The following is an 18,353-nucleotide window of genomic DNA, read 5'->3' on the forward strand; positions in this document are numbered from 1 at the left end:
CTGATTACGTGACGGTCTCGACACCAGTAAACTCGAACCGCGCGCCGCCGGCGTCGCTTTCGCCGAGAGAAACGGTCCAACCGTGAGCGCGAACGATCTGTCGGATGCTGACCATCCCAAATCCGGTCCCGTCCTCTTTCGTTGAGAAGCCAGGCTTGAACACCTCGTCGGTAGTTCCGTCAGGGACCCCTTCGCCGGTGTCCTCGTAGTAGAATCCGTCCGACAGCGTCCCGATACGTATCCCGGCGTCCGGCCCGCCGTGTTCGAGCGTGTTCCTGACGAGATTCTCGGCCAGTCGGGCCAGCGCTTGCTCGTCTGCGACGATCTTGCGTGAATCGACGATATCTACCGACCGCGACACGGTGTCGAACTGGTCTAGCGACCGGAAGACGGCCGCGAAATCGACCGACTCCGGGTTGGTAACCAGTTCCTGTTGGCGCATGACGTTCGAGAGGTCGTCAATCAACTCGTCCAGCCGCGCCGCGGATTGCTTTGCCTCCGATAATCGGTCCATCTCACCGGTCTGTAACGCCAGTTCGATGTTGCCGCGTATGACCGACAGCGGGTTCTTGAGATCGTGTGAGACGACCTCAGCAAACTCATTCAGCCACTCGATCTGATCTTCCATCTCGTTGCGATGTGCGATGAGTTCGGTCACATCGCGCTGGAATCCGACGAAATGCGTCACAGTTCCGCTGTCGTCTTCGATTGGAGAGATTTCGAGAAAGTTCCAGAACGGGTCGCCGTCGGCGGTGTAGTTCAGCACTGTCGTCGATGTCGTCTCCCCCTCGGCGATGGCGTCCCGAATCGAGGCGACCGTCTCGGGGTCGGTTCCCTCGCCCTGCAGGAACCGACAGTTCCGACCTAGGATCGCGTCCCGGTCGTAGCCGGTGAGGTCCTCGAACCCGTCGTTTACGTAGATGAGCGGGTTGTCGTCTCGGTGCGGGTCCGTAATCGTCACGCCGACGGAGGTCGCGTTCAGGGCCCTGGTCTCGAGCGCCTCCTCGCTCGACGGTCCAGTGTCCTCGGCGACGCGCTGGACGAGACAGACGTGGCCGCCGTCGCTCGTCGGCGTCAGGACGAGCCGCTCGTGGACGGGATCGCCGGCCTTTGTCAGCCCGGTTGCGACGCCGCTCCATGACCCGCGCTCGTAGAGTTCTGGGAGGACCTCGTCCGTGAATCGGTCGACCTCTTTGGTAGGGTACAACATCTCCCAGTGCTCGCCGATTATCTCGGAGCGGCCTCGGTCGTAAATCGCCGCGTACGCGTCGTTGAGGTACTGGTAAACGCCGTTCTCGTCGATGATTCCGATTCCTTCCTGTGCGGATTCGATGGCTCGAAACCCGCGCTGGACTTGTTGTTCCGCCCGGTGTTTCTCGACGAGGTTTTCGATCTTGTTTGCGAGGATGGTGTACTTTTCTGTGCCTCCCTTCTGGAGGTACTCATCGACGCCCTCGGAAATCGCCCGGCTCGCGATTTCCTCGCTCCCCTTTCCGGTGAAGAGGATGAACGGAACCGTGATCCCCGCGTCTCGCAGTTCGGCCAGCACCGCCAGGCCGTCGCGTGACGGCATATCGTAATCACAGACGACGCAGTCGTACGTGCCTTCGATGGCCTCGGTGAGTCCAGCCGTTGGCTCGACCACCGTTGTCGTCTCCGCATCCGGCAGCTCCTGTTCCAGGAAGGTGGCAGAGAGATCGACCTGGTCCGCGTCGTCGTCGATAAGCAGTATCGACAACCGCTTGTCGTGCATCCCGAACGGAGCCGCATTGCCCAGTGGGGATGGTGGCATGACACATACCATGGCTGTGGTATACTTAAACATCACACATAGGCCGATACTTGGCGCCGCTCGCCGTGAGTGACTCCCCGCTCGACCGCCTCGGAGCCTTGACTTCCACCGGTCTCACGTGAGCCAGATACTCGCAAACGAGTCGAAGTACTCCTCACCGGTATCGACCAGCACGTGGTCCGCGCCCAGCGCGGTCACGCGGTTCGACACCGAGTCGATGTGGGCGTCGAGCCGCGACTGATACGTCTCGGCCAGCGAGCCGCTGAAGTACGACCGGCGTGTCTCGTCGCTTTCCGGATCCGCGAACAACACGTCGCCGACGACGCCGGGGTCTCGCTCCTCCGGGGCGACCACGCGGACCAACAGTACGTCGGCGTTGTTGCGGGCAAGCGCGGCGATACCCGATTCGAGTGCCTCTGGCTCGGTCAGGCAGTCGCTGAACACGACGACGAGCGAGCGCGATCGGATGCGCTGGGCGTACCCCTCAAGCGACGAGCGGAAGTCCGCCGTCCCGTCGGGCGTCACCCCGTTCAACTGGTCGATGAGCGAGAGTATCTCGCCGCGGTTCGACTGGCCGGTGTCGATACGCTCGACCCGGTCACGCAACGTACAGAACTGGAAATCGTTGTTCTCCTCCGCGGTGAGGTAGGCGAAACCAAGGCCGAGCTTGGCGGCGCACTCGAACTTGTGACTCGCCGCGTCGCCGAAGTCCATCGACGCGCTCGTGTCAACGAGCAGGTGGACGGTCAGGCTCCGCTCCTCTTCGTACTGCTTGATGAAGTACTCCTCCGTCCGGGCGAACAGTTTCCAGTCGATTCGCCGCGTGTCGTCGCCCGGCGAGTACCGCCGGTAGTCGCTGAACGTGAGCCCCTCGCCGACTCGGGGGGACTCCTGATCGCCCTGTCGAATCGAGGTCGTCTGGCGGTTCAGGGCGGCAGTGAACCGGCCGAGTTCGTCCAGGAAGTCGGGCTCGATAGTCACGGTCGACCCTCCAGGGGGCAGGCCCGCCAAACTGCGGTCACTGACTCGCTCATTCCAACAGCGACGCGATAAGGTCGTCTGCTGTCTGACCCGCTCGCTCAGCCCGGAAGTCCACAATGATTCTGTGGCGGAGGACGGGCGCGGCCAGCGCCTCGATGTCCGCGCCGGTGACGTGCGAGCGGCCCTGCAGGAAGGCCCGCGCTTTCGCTGTCTGGACGAGCGCCATACTCGCTCGCGGGCTGGCACCGAACTCGATATCGTCGGCCTCACGGGTCCGGCGGACGAGCTGGACCGCTCGATCGCGCAGGTCGTCGGCGATTGGCATCTCGCGGACCAGCTGCTGAATCTCCTGAATCTCCGAGCGGGTCAGCGAGCGCTCGACCGGCACCTGCTCCGCGCCGGCGGTGTACATGTCGACGATTGTCCGCTCCTCGTCGTAGTCGGGGTAATCGACCAGCAGTTTCAGCATGAAGCGGTCGGTCTGGGCCTCCGGGAGCGCGTAGGTACCCGACTGGTCGATGGGGTTCTGCGTCGCCAGGATGAAGAAGGGACGGGGCAGTTCGTAGGTCTCGCCCGCAGCGGTCACCTGTTTCTCTTGCATCGCTTCCAGCAGGGCGGCCTGTGTCTTCGGCGTCGCTCGGTTAATCTCGTCGGCCAGCACCACGTTGGCGAACACCGGCCCCTTCTCGAAGACGAACTCACGCCCGCTGTCGGTCTCGCGGATGATTTCGGTCCCCGTGATATCGGACGGCATCAGGTCGGGGGTGTTCTGAATCCGGGAGAACTGAAGGTCGGTCACCTCCGCGACTGTCCGGACCATCGTCGTCTTCCCCAGCCCCGGGTTCGATTCGAGCAGGGCGTTGCCGTCGGCCAGGATACAGATGAGCAGTTGCTCCAGTACCTCCTCCTGGCCGACGATTCGTGTGCTGATCTGTTCACGTGCGTCTGCGATCTTCTGCTGTAGTTCGTCGATGTCTTGCTCTGGGCTCATGGGTCGGTATCCTCGTCGTCCGTGTCCTGCTCTCGAATCCTGAGATTGTACTCGCGGATGAGGTCCGCGTCCTCGATGTTTTCCTGGCCGGCAAACCCGGCCTGCTGGCTGTCGACTGTACCGCCGCTGCTCCCCGGCTCCCCGGTGTTCGGCGAGGATGGGAACGACTGGCTCCGGTCGATCTCCTCCTCGCCGCCGGTCGACTCGATCTCGGCGGTGAGGTTCTCGTCGCCGGCCTGGACGTCCTCGCTGTCCCCGAGTATCGCGTCGCCGTCCTCCAGTCCCTCGTACTCGCTTGGCCGGTCGGCTGGCGAGTCCGTCTCAACTGTGTCGCGGTCGAGCAGCCCGATGTCGACGACGGCAACCTGCACTGTCGCCAGACTCAGCAAGATTACGACAACAAGCGTCCCGATGAGTCGCCGGCTGTCGACAAGCGCGACGCTCGAACTCTGTCTCAGGCCGTCGAGGACGTCCTCGTAGAGCCGGGCCGCCATCCGCGTCTCGGCCCCGTCCTCGACCGCGTCCCGGGCCGTCCGGAGCGCGTCGGTGACGTTTGCGTTCGCCGCCTCGAACTGCTCGACGAGTGGTTGGCGGACCCGGTACAGATATTCGCCGACGAGCCAGCCCACTCCGAGGACCATGCCGACAACTGCGCCCGTGGGGAAGGATAGCCCCGACAGCGAACGGCCGACGGCCGCCCCGACCGGCTCGGTCACCGCCGCCGGAACCGACAACTGCGTCGGGAGTTCGGCCGGCGAAAGGACCGTCAGGAGGATGTTCACGAGGAGAAAGACCAACATCGCGTCGACGACGGCGTAGACGAACGCCGCCTTCTTGCCCTCGCGTCTAACCTCGGCGATGGCGGCGGCCATGCGTTCGCGGGCTTGCGCCCGCCCGTCTTCTGCGGGGCCCTCGCCGCCGGTTTCTCCGGTGTCTGTGTCTGGTTCGTCCATTAGTAGCCCTCACAGGTGGCTTTGTCTTGGTTCTCGGGCTGGCTACAGAGCGTCTCGATATCGTCTCGGAGCTCCTGGTTTTGGCTTTCGAGTTCTTCGATATCGCTTTCGAGCGTACTTATCCGTGATTCCAGGCTGTCGATCTCGTCTTGCAGGTCGGACACCTGGTCCTCGAGTTCGGCACGCTCGTCCTCTAGCTCCTCGTTTTCGCTCTCCAGATCGTCGATTGTCGACTCGAGGTCATCGACTTCGCTCTCGAGCGTGTCGCGCTCGTCTCGCAGGTCACCGACTGTCACCTCCAGCTCTTCGACGCGGTCCTGGCTCTCGCGGAGCGACTGCCGAGTCTCCGCCAACTGGCTCTCTGTCGCGTTCAGTTGCTCTTCTGTCTGGTTCAGGTTAGTTGCGACCTGGTCGACGTCCTCCGACCGCGTCTCCAACTGGTCTTCGAGTTCGTCGACGCGGGTCCGGGTAGAGTCCAGTTCACTCCTGGTGTCATCCAGATCTTCCCGGAGGTCGGCGTTTTGCTGGCGCAGTTCCTGGTTTTGCGCACGCAGTTCGCTGGCTGAGTCCTGGTACAGCACCGTCGTTCCGCCGGTGCCGACCATCGACAGGACGACGAACACGACGAGTCCGACGTTGATGCGCCGGCCGATTGCGCTCACGGGAGACCACTCTCCAGGGAGGTGCGACCGCGGTACACTTGAACGCGCCGGGCGACCACCTCGCCGGTGAAAAGCAGGAGCGCGCCGAGCAGAGCGACCCAGTCCCAGTTCTCTCGAACGGTTCGGACTCGAGTGGATTTCTGGCGTGCCTCGCTGGCTATCTGTTCGCCCTGGTTCGGACTGAACGTCTGCCCGCCGGTCGCTTCGACGAGCGCATCGAGGCTCTCACTCGGCCCGAACGAAGCGTACTCGACGGGGTAGTTCGCCGCGTATTCGGTGTCAAGTGCCGTCTGATACCCCGCTTCTCTGGGCGTGAACTCACCACGATATCGCCCGTCACCGACCTGGCGGAAGGAGATGTTTGGCGCGGCAGGGCGGCTGTCTCCCTGATAGGTCAGCGTCGTCGGACTCCCGACCCGGGCATCGCCGACCGCTATGACGCCGGTCTGCGTGCGCATTGGGTCGCCCACCGCGTAGTTGACCGATTTGGTGACCACCAGCGAATCCGGCCGGTCGAGCAGGCCGCCCATCGTGTTGTCCGACTCGTAGGCGGTGATCGAGACCGCGCGGCCCAGCCCGAACCGCCAGGAGGCGATGGCCGGCTTCCCGTCGGCAGTGGCGACCTGATAGTCGGCCCCGGGCTTGACCTGCACGTTGTTCGCCTGGCCGGGATTGGCCGTCAGCTCGACGCCCGAGGTGATGAACGTGTCTTCAGTGACGATGGTGAGGTTCTCCCCCTGGTAGCGCCGCGAGGAACCGCCAAAGAGGAGCCGTAGCCGCTCTGTCTCGTCGGCGGCAAAGTACGAGCCGCCGGACTCGCCGGCGATCTGGCGCATCGTCGCGACGCCGACGCGCTTGCCGACGCCGACCGAGATGACGCGGGTCCCCTCGCGGCCGAGTTGGTTGGCGACGGCCGCCGGCGGGCCGAGCCGGTCCTGGCCGTCGCTGAGGAGGATGATCGTCCCTTCGCGGTCGCCCAGTAGTTCGTCGGCCCCCTGAAGTCCGACGGCGATGTCAGTCGCGCCGCCGCTGTTGAGCCGCCGTATCTTGTCGACAGTCTCCGCGCGGTTCTGACCGAGCGCTTGCATCTCCGAGACGCGGTACGCGTTCTGGTTGAACGCGACGACACCAACCCGGTTCTCGTCGCCGAGCTGGTCGAGTACATCCAGTGCGACGGCTTTCTGTACCGAGAGACCGCTCTCGGCGCTCCCGGACACGTCGACGAGGATGACGATGTTCGACTCGCCGCCGGTCGCGTTCCCGACGCGGACCGGGAGCATCGAGGCCACCGGCGACGTTTCGTAGCCGCCGTTCTCGTAGGCGTTGTCGCCGCCCGCGACGACCAGCCCGCCGCCGTTGATGACGAAGTCCTGCAGCGCGGTCGTGTTCCCCATACTGCTCGACGGTGTGTCTTGGACGACGACGGCGGCGTAGTCATCGAGGTCCGCCGGGACCGACGAGGCCGTCGAAACGTTGTACAGCGAGTCGAGATAGTTCCGCAGTGGGTACTGGCCTTGCGAGACATACAGCACGTCGGGCTGTTCGACGACGCGGACGCTCTTGTAGAACACGTCGTTTCGTGCGTACTCGTCGTCGCCGGAGAGTGTCGCAGTCACGCGGTGTGAACCAATCTCCTCGAACGTGTGGTCGACGGTGAGCGTGCCATCTGGCCGGAGTTCGCCCTCGGTGACCGTCTCGCCGTCGATAGTCACTTCGACGGGCACTGATTCGAGGACGCTCACGCCCGCCATCGAGACGGTGTACTGCGACTGGACGCCGCGACTCACCGTCGACGGCCCCGCTATCGCCACAGCGCGTTCGGTGCGTGGCGACTGCGGCCGGACGCTGTGGACCGTGGCGTTGAGTGTACCGGCGTCCTCTGCGGCCCTCGACAGGCTCCGCCCCTCTGTGACGCGGCCGTCGGAGACGACGACGACCGTCCCGTTCTCCCGGAGATTTGCCGCTACGCCGTCGCCGAGCCGCGAACTCGACCCGCTGCCGATCGTCGCTCGCGTCACCGGAACACCCTCGTTTTCGATGTCCCGTACCAGTTCGTCGGTCGTGTTCGGATAGATGCCCATGCTCGCGGACTCGTCCGCCAGCAGTGTCACGCCCGGCTCGCCCGGCGTCTCTCTGGTCTGGACGGTGTACGGCCCCATCGCGCCGAGGACGAGCAGGCAGACGATAAGCACGCGGCTGGCAAGCAGGAGTCGGCGACTCCGGTTCGAAGCCGACCGCGGTCCGGCGTCGCCACGCCGGACGAGGTACGCGAGGAGGCCGACGGCGACCGGCAGGACGACCAGCGGCCAGAGGTGCTCGACGCCGACGGTGAGCCCCTCCGCGACGGTGTACGAGACCGCCATCAGAGGTCACCCCGGCGGCGCAGATAGCCGACCTCGGCCAGTGCGAGCACCAGCCCGCCCAGCGCGAAGTACTCGGTCAGCGGCCGCGGCACCGACCGTCGCTCGATTCGGGTGAGATTTCCAGCCGTCCCGGAGCGCTGGTCGAGCGCCTCGACGGCGGTGTTTGACTCGCTTTCGTCCAGCAGCGACGCGCTGACCTGCCGGGTCTCGCTCCGGTAGAAGCCGGCCCGCTGGAGCGGGACCGTGGGTCCGGAGACGGAACCGGACGGCCCTTCCACGGTGGTGTTGCCGAACCGGACGGTCTCGCCGGTCGCGTGGTTCAGGGCCGGGAGCTGTTCCCTGTCGGCGAGGTAGTACACCGCTCGTTTCCAGAACACGGGGTATTGGTAGTTGAACTTGAAGCTGGATCGGTCCTCGATGTAGCCGTAGTACATGACCCGCCCGCCGTTCCGGTCCTCCGTCGCGATGAGCGGCGTCCCGTCACCCAGTTGGACCTGGGCCGACCCGGAACGTAGCGACCCGGAAATGTACTCGTCCGGGGGCTGGAAGTCGATGCCGCGGGTGAGCTGTGTCTGTGCCGTCTGGCCCACCGTCGCGCTTGTCCGGGTCTCGCCGGGTTCGATGAGGAGGAGATCTCGGTATCGCTGCGGGAGGGTGTCCTGTGCCAGCACCGCAACGCCGCCGCCGTCTTCGACCAGTTCGCGCCCGGTTTCGACGTTCCCGGGGAGCAACGAACTCCTGTCGACGTTGCTGTACAGAATCACGTCGTAGTCGCCCTGAATCGTCGTCGGTGGCTGCCTGACCGTCACGTTCACCCGGTCGACGACCGACAGCGCGGTAATCAGGTACCGGTTCCGGTCGTTTGTCAGCACCAGCACGTCGACGGCCGCGTCAGCCGGCGCGGCGATATAGACGCTGTCGTCCGTGGTGAAACTGTCGCCCGGGCTGAGCCGGGCTTCGCTCCCGCCGGCGGGGACCGGTAGCGTCACTGACCCCACGTCGTCGGGCCCGAGCTGTAGTTCTCGCTGGGCGTTGCCGAGCTGAACAGTCCGGGTGACTGACGAGTCGCCGTAGTTTTTCACCGACAGCGTCACCGCCGAGCCAGAGAATCGGCGGTCGATGAAGCCGACGTTCCCGTCGCCCCCGCCGGCGAACTGCTGGAGGTCCACGGAGAGGCCACGTCCACGGGCTGTCGTGACCGCGGTGGTCCACTCGTCGCCCGCGAAATCGCTCAGAACGACGATTCTGGCGTTCTCGCCGGCTAACGAGGTCGCCTGCGAGATGGCACCGCTGAGCGCTTCCGGCGTGTCTGTCGGGCTGAGTCCGTCAAGCGTTCCCTCCGCCGCTGTCGGCGTACCGCGCTGTAGTACCACCTCCCCACCGCTGGTCGTGGTGACGATAGAGGTCGTCCCCGTCACCTCCTCCCGGGCGGCTGTGACGGCCCGCTGGAAGCGCGTCTGGCCGTCGGCGTCGGTCTGCATGGACGCGCTCGTATCGACGACGATGACGGTCTCCTCCACTGTCGCCCGCTCGGAGACAGTGACGTACGGCGTCGCCAGTCCGACCGCGAGTACCAGCACGACTAGCACCTGTAACAGCAGGAGGAGGCTGCGTGAAATCCGTTCGAGAAACGGCGTTGCTGACTGCTGGCGCTCCCCAGCGACGAGAAACTGGAACGTCGGTAGCGTGAGTTCCTGCGGGTCCGGTCGAATGAGGTATAGTACCACAATCGGCACCGCAAGAAGGAGGGCAGCTAGCCCCAGGGGGGCAAGCAACACGTCCGAGAGGACCATTACCTGTGTATCAGGCGGAGGCGGCATTTATCTTGTGACTCTGGTGACACCAATCCCACGTGCCAACCGACGCCGTCTACGGATCGCGACGAACCACACTGCACATCCGCGGCCGTCGTGACCGCTGGCGCGTATTTGTGCATGAACGTTTGATACGAACCCATCGCTGTCTACCGATTATGGCGATATACGACACAATGCATTTAAGTGAAGATAGTCGAGTGACAGTCAGAATGGGACACTCCGAAAGCGGGCCTACAGGGGCGACATCGGGGACCGCCACCGAACGGACCCTCAAGGTTCTGTTCGAAATTGAACTGTCCGATGACTGTTCGTGTCCACTTTCGGAGCCGGATGCAGACATCGAAAACGCTCAGAACCAGATCGACGATGGCGTCTGTCACGCGGAGGTGACTGTCACTGACGAGACCGGTACCGCACGGGTCCTCCATTCGACAAATCAGGTCGGTGACGCCTGTCTCTGTCTCGCGTTTAGCGAGGTCGGGTGTGTCCCACGAACGCGACGCGTAGACGGTGACTCGCTTTTCATCGAAACGTACGTCTCAGACCGAAGCGTCATCAGCGAGCTAGTCGAGCAGTTGCAATCGGCCGCCGAACGAGTCCGTCTGCGACGGCTGACATCCCGTCAAGACGACGAGACTGAGTCGGAGCCCGCGACTGTCGACCTCTCCTGTCTCACGACAAAACAACGGGAAGCTGCGATAATTGCGGTCGACGAAGGCTACTACCAGCAGCCCCGACAGACGACCCTCGACGAACTCGCATCGACACTCGGTATCTCGAAATCAGCCCTCTCTCAGCGCCTGAACGCCGTCGAATCGAAACTCGCGACGGCCGCCTTCGATCCGTAGACTCGCCTTTTCGGGCTGGATGCACTGGCGACGGAGTGACTCCTCCCAGTCATCGAACGACTTGCGCGTGAACAGAGCGTTCTCCGAGTGTCTGTTTCGGCTATGTCCTGGGTCTCTGGCATACGCTCGATCGGTCTGACCGCGGACGGGTACACCCGCCGGTACTTAAATCCCTTCATAATACAGCGCGCGTCCTACCGAGGTCCGAAAGAAATCGACAACTAGAGCCATGAATAACCCACAGCAGCCGAGATTGACGCCGATTGATGAGTGGGAAGATGAAGCAACAGCGATGCTTGACGGCGTCGAGTACGACACTGAGTTGGGGCTACGGATGGCTCGTGACGCGATTCGCGTCTCGAACGGGGAACTGAGCGACGCCGAATTCCATGAAAAGTACCACGAGGAGGTACTGGCGGAGTTCGGTGAAGACGAGCGGCCGACCAAACCTGAGGGATTCGACGATGACTGACGACGACGGCGTTTACCGACGTGACGTACTGAAAGCCAGCGGAGCAGCCGCTGCCCTCGGTCTTGGCGGGGGCGAGTTCTTCCAGACGCTGGTCGAAAGCGGAGACGGAACCGGGCCGTCAAACCGCGATTCCGGTATCGAGAGCTACGTCGGGCAAAACGAGGTCATCCAGACCGTCTGCTCGCCGAACTGTCGCGGGAAGTGTCCCATCGACGTCCACGTCCGCGACGGCCAGGTGAAGAAGGTCGAGCCACACCCGCCGGAAGACGAGCAGTACAAGCGGGCCTGTGTGCTCGGCCTCTCACACACCCAGCGTGTGTACGACCCGACGAGACTGAAGTACCCGATGAAGCGCACAGACTGGTCGCCCGACGCGCCAAACCCCGACGGACGCGGTCCGGACGCCGAGTTCGAGCGCGTCTCGTGGGACGAGGCGCTTGATTTAGTCGCCGACAAGATGCAGTCGCTGAAAGCAGACTTCGGCCCAGAAAGTGTTCTCTTCCATGTGGGATTCGGGAATTACGGACAGTCCGGAACGGCGTTCAGCCGCCTGGCCTCTCTGTTCGGCTCGACCCAGCCTGCGTCCACAATTGACACGAACGTCGGCCGCGGCTTCAACCGTGTCACCGGGACCGGCTTCTACCTGCCCTCGACGAACGAAGCCGAAGACTGGGAGAACGCGAACACCATCATTGTCTGGGGGTCGGACCTCTTCTCCAGCCAGTTCCAGATGGACGCCTCGGAGGTGCTCGATGCCGTCGAGAACGGGGCGAAGCTCGTCGTGGTCGACCCAGTGTACACGACGACGGCATCGAAAGCCGACCTGTGGCTCCCGGTCAAACCCGGGAAAGACGTGCATCTCGCGCTTGCGATGATGCACACCGTCTTCGAGGACGGGACGTACGACGAACAGTTCCTTCGGCAGCGGACGACCGGTCCTGCGCTAGTCCGGAAAGATACCGGCGACCTGCTCAAGTCGAGCACTGTCTTCGACGACGGCAGTGATGATCAGGTCGTCGCTGTCGAACAGGGAAGTAACACGGCAGTCGAACTCGAACCCGAGACCGACGGCCCGTATGCGCTGTTCGGGGAGTTCACTGTCGACGGCATCGAGTGTGAGACGGCACTGACCAGACTCCGAGACCACGTAGCTGACTACGCGCCGTCGGAAGTCGCCGAGCAGACTGGTGTCGACGCGGAGAACATCCGCACTGCAGTCCGGTGGCTGGCGACTCGTGGCCCCGGTGGCATCGCCCCGAGCTACGCGCTCGGGCGGTACAAACACGGGCACATCTTCGGCCAGACCTATGCGATGCTGATGGGGCTGACCGGTGACTACGGCCGGCACGGAAACATCCACGCGCACCACTCCGGCGGTGCAACGCTCAGTACCGGCGGCTGGAGTACGCCCGAAGATGCTGATCCCGGACCATCGGTGCGCTTCTCCGACTACCCGGACGCGATGATCGACGGTGACCCGCACAAGGTCAGGGCCGTTTACTCAATCGAGTCGAACATGATGGGCAACCAGTTCCCGGACCGACAGCGGTTCAGAGAGGCTATCAAGAGCCTCGAGATGTTCGTCGTCGCGGACATGCATCACACGGATACGGTCCAGCATGCAGACATAATCTTCCCGGTCCCACACTGGTTCGAACAGGAGGACATCGTTTCCAGCTGGGGGTCCCATCCACACATCAGCTATCGACACAAGGTCCAGGAGCCGATGTGGGAGGCCAGAGATGACTACTACGCGATCCGCGGGCTCGCGGAGCGACTTGGATTTGGTGATTACTTCCCGGAGACAAAACGTGAACTGCTCCGGGAACTCGCCAGCCGGGACGACGCCATCGACTTCGAGACGCTGTCCGAGCAGGGCACACAGAAGAAGCAGAACATTCCCATCGTCAAGTTCACCGATGCGTTCCCCACCGACACGGGGCGAATCAAGATGTACGACGATGACGCCCCGAGCGAGGAGGGCGTGACGTTCGACCTCCCGCGGCCACTCGAAGACCGGACAGCCGACGACTACGAGAAGGCCGACGAGTACCCGCTGATGTTCATGCAGAAGCACAGTCGGTTCCGAATCCACTCGCAGTACGAGATGCTGAACTGGGTGCGTGAGGTCAACCCCGAACCACAGCTGGACATCCATCCGTCGGATGCGAAGGCCCGCGGCATCGAGGACGGCGAGTACGTCCGGGTGTACAACGACCGCGGCGAGATGATCGTGAAGGCGAAGTACAACGAGGCGTTCCAACCGGGGCTGGTAAACACTGACCAGGGATGGTGGTCACGCGACTACATCGCGGGCCACCACAACGACCTCACGCACAACGAGGTCAGTGAGGTCGGCCAGACGATGGCGTTCTACGACGTCCGGGTCGAAGTCGAACCCGCCCCCGATGATGTCGACACAGACAAGTACGAAGCCGATAACCCGCGCGGAGCAGGTGCCGACGCACCACGCGCAGGAGGTGACTAACGATGACGAACTACGGCCTAGTAATCGACCAGGAGCGGTGTATCGGCTGTCAGGCATGCGCAGTGTCGTGTAAACAGGAGAACAACGTCCCGATGGGACAGTTCTGGAACCGTGTCCTGACGGAGGGCGGCGACAAGATCGACACCCCGTCCGGTGGCTATCCCGAAGACGGGGGGAGCGGGTCGCTGGATATGGAGTACCAGCCGACGGCGTGCCAGCACTGCGAAAACGCCCCCTGCGTGAAGGTCTGTCCGGTCAACGCGACGTACACCCGGGACGACGGGATCGTCGAGATCGACTACGACAAGTGCATCGGCTGTCGCTACTGTATGGCCGCCTGCCCGTACAACGCGCGGGTGTTCAACTGGGACGAACCCGAGCAGATGCCCGAGGAGGGGACGGGCGACGTTGCCGCGCGGCCACAGGGCGTCGTCGAGAAGTGTACGTTCTGTAGCCACCGCGTCGACGAGGGACTCGACCCGGCCTGTGTCGTCAACTGCCCGGCCGACGCACGCATCTTCGGCGACCTCGACGACGAGGGGAGTACCGTCTCGAAGTACATCAACGAGTACGAGACGGACCAGCTCCTCGAAGACCGCGGAACGGACCCGAAGACGCACTACATCAGCGGCGAGATGAGTCCCGGTCGGCCGCAGACGTCGGATAAGATGGAGAGCGAACTCGACGATGTTTCTCCGTGGTCCGATGGGACCGAGGACGTGCCATCTGAGGCCGGTGGCAGCGACAGTAGCGGCTCGGGTGGCAGCCACCACTCCATCGAGGGTGATGCAGATCCACACGTCCCGGCAGTGGGGTCCGGAGGTGATGACTGATGGCCGCTGACTCGTCACGGATCGCGATTCCGGCCTTCGGGACGAAAGGAAAGCTGTGGCTCGGGCTGCTCGCGACCCTCATGGTCGCTGGACTGGCAGCCTGGGGCTACCAACTTACCACTGGGCTGGTCGCCACGGGGATGCGCAACGTCTTCTCGTGGGGGCTGTACATCATGATGTTCGTCCTGTTCGTCGGGCTGTCTGCCGGGGGGCTCATCATCTCCAGCGCACCGAAGTTCTTCCATTCACACCGCTACGAGGGGTTCGCACGGCTCGGCGTGCTGGTCAGTCTCGCCTGTATCACCGTCGCGGGCCTGCTCATCCTCCCGGACATCGGGCGGCCCGAGCGGCTCTACCAGTTTGTCACCTCGCCGGACTTCCGCTCGCCGATGGTGTGGGACTTCGGCATTGTCATCCTCTATGGCGTGCTAAACCTCTGGTATCTGTGGCTCTTGACTCGCCGCGACCTTGCTGCGCGGGGGTCGCCGCTCGCACTGGGTGTCGATGACACCGACGCCGGACGCAAGCGTGACCGCACGCTCATGTTCTGGACCGCGGCACTCGCCCTCCCGACCGCCGTCGCACTCCACTCAGTGACCGGGTGGATCTTCGCGACGCAGATCGGACGTGGCGACTGGTTCAGCCCCCTCGTCGCACCGGTGTTCATCGCCAAGGCGCTTGTCTCCGGGCTCGGGCTGTTGCTGGTCGTGTCGGTACTCGCAGACCGGCTCACGAACTACGAGGTCGACCGCGAGGAACTCACGAGTCTCGGGAAGATACTCGGCATCTTCCTCGCGCTGCACGTGGTCTACCTGCTTGCGGCCGAGCGACTGCCCCACGCCTGGGCGAACCACTTCGAGTTCTGGGCCATCACCAGCAGCTTCCTCATCGGCGAGTCCGTCTACTTCTGGCTCTGGACCGTCGTCGGCGGGGCAGTCCCGCTCATCATGCTGATGATTCCATCGCTTCGGAAGCGCGTGTCGGTCATCTTCACCGCGAGCCTCCTCGCGGTCTTCGGCACGATGTTCGAAGGGATCCGGCTGGTGTTCACGGGATACGAAGTCGCTAACATCGACCTCCCACCGGGCATCTCGACCGGTGGCGAGTACGCCGGCATCACGACAGACATCTGGGCGACTGCGGGGGCCTACACCCCGACGCTGGTCGAGGTGGTTGTCACCCTCGGTATCGTCGCCTTCGGCGCACTCATTGTCACGCTCGGCCTGAAATACGTCCCGATTCAGCGAGTCGAGAGACCGGAGTCGTACGCGACTGACGGCGGTCGACAGGAGCGACAATGACTGGACAGACTGATGCCCCCGCCAAGCGTGAGCGAGCATCCGAGCGCAGCACAGACAGCGACGGATTCCGCTCGGACGCCGCAGCGACCTACGCCGTCCTCGCCGAATGCTGGCGGGAACCGACCGAACAGTTGGTCGAAGCCGTCGAGACCGGCGAACTGGTCCCGGTAGTCGGCGACGTTGGCTCTGTTGACCTTCGCCGTCTCAGCGCCGAGTACACCCGGCTGTTTATCGGGCCGGAAGGGCCACCGTGTCCACCCTACGAGAGCGTCTATCGCGACGGCGACGACCCGGACGAACTCGGCCCGGTCAAGGGACCAGCTACGATGGCTGTCGTGCGCTGGTACCGGGAGTTCGGCGTCCAGCCTGCGGCCGACCATCCGGACCTCCCCGACCACATTGCGACCGAACTGGAGTTCGCCGCTTATCTGGCAGAAGCGGGTCTCGACGAACGGCTTTCCCAGTTCCGTGCGGAGCATCTTGATGCGTGGGCTGACGAGTTCCTCGGCCACGTCGAGGCAGAGACACGCGAAGCGTTCTACGCGTCACTGGCAGCCACGACCCGGGAGATGCTCGGGCAATAGCGGACCTGCGGGGCACTGACCGGGTTTGTCGCGGCGGCTGACTGTTTCCTCATCCATTTTCGCGGTCAATACCCGCTCAGAGTCGTGTGCGCCGTCATCGCCATCGCGACGAGTACGAGAGACAGCTCCCGCAGGCGGTCGCACAGTCGGTCACAGCGACGAAGCCCAGCGGATGCAGGAGAGCGGGGCATGACAGACGAGAATCCGGAGCGGCGGCGCGGTCCTACTGTGCGTCGCGTCGTTCCCACGCCTGCACCGTCGGGAGCGACCATCCGCGACCGATGCCCAGCCCCCGGGCCAACAGCACCGCGAGCGCGCACCCAGCCGATGCTACGCTGAGCGGCACGCCCATCTGTGCCAGCGCCCAGAAGGCGAGACCACCGATAACGGCACAGGACGCGTAGAAGTCCTCGCGGAGGATGAACGGCGTCCGGCCCAGCAGCAGGTCCGATATCGCGCCGCCGCCGGCCGCGTTGACCGTCGCCAGCGCGACGACGGCAAACACCGGGAGGCCGGCCTGATGACCCAGCAGCGCTCCGGTGGTGGTGAACGCCGCCAGCCCGATGGCGTCGGCCGTCAGGACGACCGGATGCTGGTGGCCGTCGTCGAGGAAATGCACGAGCAAAACGGCGGCGGCGACGCCGAGGAGCGACAGGGCCACTTCGCCGGGCGACTGCAGGGAGTTCGGAACGCGGTTCAACAGCAGGTCCCGCGTCGTCCCGCCACCCAGCGCCGTCATCACGCCGACGACCGTGACGCCGAACACGTCGTAGCGCTCCTCGACAGCCTTCGCCGCGCCGACGAACGCGAACCCGACCAGCCCGATAGCGTTCATCACCGCAAACGCGTCGGTCACGCTACCCCTCCGACCCGCCGGGGCACGGTGCGTGCGCGACCCCGGGGGAGTCGACCCGCTGTCACGAGTATCGCGGTCATTATGCTACTACTACGGGTGCGGACAATTATGCCTTTAGTCCTGCCCGCGAGGTATGTCCCCGGCTATCACTGTCGACTGCCAGCGACCGTCCTACGGCTTGACAGTCTCCAGCACCCAGTCGGACGGTGTCGCTCGGCGGACCTCGAACGGGTCGAAGGCTTCTCGCGGGGCCTCCGCGAGCCGGCCCAGGAACTGCCCGACCGGCGTCGGGTCGCGGTCGCTGACGAGGACGAACGACTCGCCGCTGTCCAGCGCGGTGAACTGCTCTCGAACCAGATCCTTGCGTTCCTGTGGCGGCAGGCCCCGGATATCGGCGGTTGGTTCGACGCCCACCTCGCCGGCGGTGTCGAGGGCCGATTCCACGGCATCCCCCAAATCGCTGACCGCGCTGGGCACGTCGCCGGGCACTGGCGTTTCCTGCAGGTCCTGCGAGAACGGGAGTTCGGCCAGCACCTCGGCATCGAGGTCTTCAAGCGCACTACCGGTGAACAGGTCGTTGGGCTCGCCACAGCAATCACAGACGTATTCGGCCATGTTGACGACGGTTCCCAGGACCGGCACGTCGTTGTCGCGGAACAGCTCGACCGTTCGGCTGGTGTCGCTGACGCTGGCGTGAAACGGCGTCGTCACGACGACGACTCCGTCGACGGGGACCTCCTGTAGCGTCGTCAGCACCACGTCACCGGTTCCGGGGGGCAGGTCAAGCACCAGTATCTCGTCGTTGCGCCATGCGGTGTTCTCGAACAGATCGTCGAGGGCGTCGTGGGCCATCGCGCCGCGCCAGGCCAGCGGCGCGCCGCTTTCCATCAGACCGACGCTCATCACGTCCATGTCGCCCGCTCGGACCGGGAGCGGGTCGCCCTCCTCGCTGGAGTGGACCGGGCCGCTCACGTCAAGCAACTCGGGGACGTTCGGGCCGTGGATGTCGGCGTCGAACAGCGCCACGTCGCTGTCGGCGGCCAGCGCGCAGGCCAGATGCGTGGCGACCGTCGACTTGCCGACGCCGCCCTTCGCGCTGGCGACGGCGATAACGTGGTCGAACGACTCGACACCGGCCTGCCCCTCGCTCGATGGCGTCGTCCGTTCGACGTGGACGCTGTCGACGCCGTCCACGTCGTCGACCGCGTGGAGCATCGCCTGGACGACTTGCGTGCTCGTCTGGCCGTCCAGCGCGGTCAGGTCGGCCTCGATCGTCACGTCGCCGTTGGCCGCGTCGATGTTCTCGACGAAGCCCGCGTCGAACACGGAGAGGTCGGCGTTCGGGTCGCGCACGTCTCGCAGTGCGGCTTCGATACGGTCGGTCAGTGTGGTGGGCGTTCCGTCAGTCATCG

The 18,353-nt window shown here is 64.3% G+C and carries 15 protein-coding genes; 6 read left to right on the forward strand and 9 right to left on the reverse strand.

The features are described 5' to 3' along the window. Window positions 1-4 precede the first annotated feature (4 nt). The 7 genes from DVK01_RS14600 to DVK01_RS14630 all read right to left on the reverse strand — a co-directional run bounded on the left by DVK01_RS14600 (window position 5) and on the right by DVK01_RS14630 (window position 9,535). Window positions 5-1,792 (reverse strand): PAS domain-containing protein, encoded by a 1,788-nt coding sequence (locus DVK01_RS14600; RefSeq protein WP_121537344.1) that lies wholly within the window; start codon window positions 1,790-1,792, stop codon window positions 5-7. Between the two features lie 114 nt (window positions 1,793-1,906). Beyond that, a complete protein-coding gene (locus DVK01_RS14605; protein ID WP_121537346.1) occupies window positions 1,907-2,773 on the reverse strand; it encodes a DUF58 domain-containing protein in 867 nt (288 codons plus the stop codon). A 49-nt stretch (window positions 2,774-2,822) separates the two neighbouring features. Next, window positions 2,823-3,764, reverse strand: coding sequence for a MoxR family ATPase (locus tag DVK01_RS14610; RefSeq protein WP_101350302.1), 942 nt, complete (start codon window positions 3,762-3,764; stop codon window positions 2,823-2,825). Beyond that, on the reverse strand, window positions 3,761-4,717 hold the full coding sequence (locus DVK01_RS14615; protein ID WP_121537348.1) for a hypothetical protein: 957 nt from the start codon (window positions 4,715-4,717) through the stop codon (window positions 3,761-3,763). The genes DVK01_RS14610 and DVK01_RS14615 overlap by 4 nt, the downstream gene beginning before the upstream one ends. Next, window positions 4,717-5,379 carry a chromosome partitioning protein gene (locus DVK01_RS14620; protein ID WP_101350300.1) on the reverse strand — a complete coding sequence of 221 codons (663 nt, stop codon included), beginning with the start codon at window positions 5,377-5,379 and terminating at the stop codon, window positions 4,717-4,719. The genes DVK01_RS14615 and DVK01_RS14620 overlap by 1 nt, the downstream gene beginning before the upstream one ends. Continuing rightward, a complete protein-coding gene (locus DVK01_RS14625) occupies window positions 5,376-7,742 on the reverse strand; it encodes a VWA domain-containing protein (protein ID WP_101350299.1) in 2,367 nt (788 codons plus the stop codon). Before DVK01_RS14625 ends, DVK01_RS14620 begins: the two co-directional genes overlap by 4 nt. Then, a complete protein-coding gene (locus tag DVK01_RS14630; protein WP_121537350.1) occupies window positions 7,742-9,535 on the reverse strand; it encodes a VWA domain-containing protein in 1,794 nt (597 codons plus the stop codon). The genes DVK01_RS14625 and DVK01_RS14630 overlap by 1 nt, the downstream gene beginning before the upstream one ends. 233 nt (window positions 9,536-9,768) lie before the next feature. On the opposite strand from DVK01_RS14630, the gene DVK01_RS14635 reads away from it, so the two are divergent. From DVK01_RS14635 to DVK01_RS14660, 6 genes are all read left to right on the forward strand, one after another. Next, window positions 9,769-10,407, forward strand: a complete 639-nt coding sequence (locus tag DVK01_RS14635) for a helix-turn-helix domain-containing protein (RefSeq protein ID WP_101350297.1) — start codon at window positions 9,769-9,771, stop codon at window positions 10,405-10,407. A gap of 229 nt (window positions 10,408-10,636) precedes the next feature. Beyond that, on the forward strand, window positions 10,637-10,879 hold the full coding sequence (locus DVK01_RS14640) for a 4Fe-4S ferredoxin N-terminal domain-containing protein (protein ID WP_121512128.1): 243 nt from the start codon (window positions 10,637-10,639) through the stop codon (window positions 10,877-10,879). Then, window positions 10,872-13,367: a molybdopterin-dependent oxidoreductase gene (locus DVK01_RS14645; protein ID WP_121537352.1), complete on the forward strand. Its 2,496-nt coding sequence runs from the start codon at window positions 10,872-10,874 to the stop codon at window positions 13,365-13,367. The genes DVK01_RS14640 and DVK01_RS14645 overlap by 8 nt, the downstream gene beginning before the upstream one ends. A 2-nt stretch (window positions 13,368-13,369) precedes the next feature. Continuing rightward, entirely contained in the window at window positions 13,370-14,200 is an 831-nt protein-coding gene (gene dsrO / locus DVK01_RS14650) for a sulfate reduction electron transfer complex DsrMKJOP subunit DsrO (RefSeq protein WP_101350294.1), read from the forward strand. Further along, on the forward strand, window positions 14,200-15,501 hold the full coding sequence (nrfD, locus tag DVK01_RS14655; RefSeq protein ID WP_101350293.1) for an NrfD/PsrC family molybdoenzyme membrane anchor subunit: 1,302 nt from the start codon (window positions 14,200-14,202) through the stop codon (window positions 15,499-15,501). The genes dsrO and nrfD overlap by 1 nt, the downstream gene beginning before the upstream one ends. Next, the gene (locus DVK01_RS14660) at window positions 15,498-16,085 is read left to right on the forward strand and encodes a molecular chaperone (RefSeq protein WP_101350292.1); all 588 of its coding nucleotides are present in this window, start codon (window positions 15,498-15,500) and stop codon (window positions 16,083-16,085) included. The genes nrfD and DVK01_RS14660 overlap by 4 nt, the downstream gene beginning before the upstream one ends. A gap of 223 nt (window positions 16,086-16,308) precedes the next feature. On the opposite strand, the gene DVK01_RS14665 is transcribed toward DVK01_RS14660, so the two are convergent. Both DVK01_RS14665 and DVK01_RS14670 read right to left on the reverse strand, forming a co-directional pair. Next, window positions 16,309-16,920 carry a trimeric intracellular cation channel family protein gene (locus DVK01_RS14665; protein ID WP_101350291.1) on the reverse strand — a complete coding sequence of 204 codons (612 nt, stop codon included), beginning with the start codon at window positions 16,918-16,920 and terminating at the stop codon, window positions 16,309-16,311. A 192-nt stretch (window positions 16,921-17,112) separates the two neighbouring features. Next, window positions 17,113-18,351 (reverse strand): P-loop NTPase, encoded by a 1,239-nt coding sequence (locus DVK01_RS14670; RefSeq protein ID WP_121537354.1) that lies wholly within the window; start codon window positions 18,349-18,351, stop codon window positions 17,113-17,115. Window positions 18,352-18,353: the final 2 nt, after the last annotated feature.

It is taken from the genome of Haloarcula sp. Atlit-120R (genome assembly GCF_003665885.1).
GTDB lineage: Archaea > Halobacteriota > Halobacteria > Halobacteriales > Haloarculaceae > Haloarcula > Haloarcula taiwanensis.